We start from the raw sequence: 1045 nt of genomic DNA, 5'->3' as shown, positions 1-1045 counted from the left end.
TGGCCAGCAGGACGGCCGCGAGGCCGGCCGCGGTGAGGACGGCGGCGACCACCAGCGGGGAGACCCGCGGGAGCCGCAGCAGCCCAGGGCAGACGGGGGCGAGCAGCGCGAGCAGCGCCAGCCGGACGACGGCGCCCGAGGCGGCCTTGACGGCGAGCGCACCGGCCGCGCGTCCGGGCGGCAGTCCGCAGCGCATCAGGAAGCGCAGGTTCACCGCGCCGGCGCCGAGCCCGGCGGGCAGCAGGTGATTGGCGGCGGAGGCGGCGAACTGGGTGGCGGTCAGCCGGGCGCCCGGCAGCCGCCGGACGACGGCGCCCTGCTGGGCGAGCGCGGACGCCGCCCAGGTGCCCGCGGCCGCCACCGCGCCGGTCAGCAGCCAGCCCTGGTCGGCCACCGCCAGCCGCCCGGCACCGCTCTCCAGCGCGGGCCAGTGGCTGCGGGCCAGGTACACCGCGCCGAGCAGTACGGCGAGGCAAACGCCGGCCTGCCAGTAGGCGCGCCGGCGGCCCAGGGAGGCGGTGAACCCGGCCGAAGACGTCATGAGCCGGTGCCCGGTACGACGTAGTACAGCAGGTCGGATCCGACGGCCGCGGAGGCCCAGCCGCGGGCGTAGGCCGGCGGCGCGGACCCGGCCGGCACCAGCGCGGCGACCGGCATCCGCCGGGCGGTGCGGGTGATGCCGGACGCGGTGGTGTTGGCGTTGGGGCCGGCCGTCGCGGCGGAGGCGCAGCCGGCGGCGAAGGCGACCGGGATGGCCTCGTGGCCGGTGAGCAGGCAGGGCGGCCGTACGCCGCGCCGATGCAGCTCGGTCACGGCCCGGGACCGGGCCCGCTGGAGGGCGCCGGCGCTGCCGACCGCCCGCGTCACGACGTGCAGCTGCGTCGCGACGTGCACGGCGAGCCCGGCACAGACCAGCACGACGACGATCGGACGCCGAGCAGGGCGCAACGCCGAGCGGCGCAGCGGACGCAACGCCGAGCGGCGCAGCGGACGCAACGCCGAGCGGCGCAGCGGGCGCAACGCCGAGCGGCGCGGCGGGCGCAAC

General features: G+C 79.3%; 2 pseudogenes. Both read right to left on the bottom strand.

Annotated features, from left to right (window positions below):
* A pseudogene (locus GT045_RS28285) lies at nt 1-541 on the bottom strand (TIGR00374 family protein); the annotation flags it as partial.
* Nucleotides 538-1045 (bottom strand): annotated as a pseudogene (locus tag GT045_RS28280) (hypothetical protein); the annotation flags it as partial. The pseudogenes GT045_RS28285 and GT045_RS28280, both read right to left, overlap by 4 nt.

The sequence above is a fragment of the Streptomyces sp. SID486 genome (genome assembly GCF_009865385.1).
Taxonomy (GTDB): Bacteria; Actinomycetota; Actinomycetes; order Streptomycetales; family Streptomycetaceae; genus Streptomyces.
This window is presented reverse-complemented; position numbering and strand designations above follow the sequence as displayed.